The following is a 265-nucleotide window of genomic DNA, read 5'->3' on the forward strand; positions in this document are numbered from 1 at the left end:
TTATGAAGCGGGCCGACGCTCCGGCCTGTTTCGTCCCGATGTGCAACGCCGCCTGACCGGCGCGCTGGACTCCACGCCCGAGGCGCTGGCCCTGGCCCTGGCGCTGCCGCCCACGGCAGCGTCTTCGCCCGACGACAGGCCGGCCCTCGCCCCCTCCGCCCAGGCCGTGCAGAGCCGGGGGCGCGCATTCGCCGGCGCTCCCGGCCAGATTCGCCGCCTTCAGGTCCTGAACGACGAGCTGCCCCCCTGGGCGGATTCGGGGGTG

General features: G+C 75.1%; 1 protein-coding gene. It reads left to right on the plus strand.

Annotated elements, in window-relative coordinates; all coding sequences use genetic code 11:
• A partial coding sequence (locus tag CVH10_RS26100) for a hypothetical protein (protein WP_219924958.1) occupies nt 1–265 on the plus strand: 265 nt, incomplete at both ends.

The organism is Halomonas sp. ND22Bw (genome assembly GCF_003011945.1).
GTDB lineage: Bacteria > Pseudomonadota > Gammaproteobacteria > Pseudomonadales > Halomonadaceae > Halomonas > Halomonas halophila.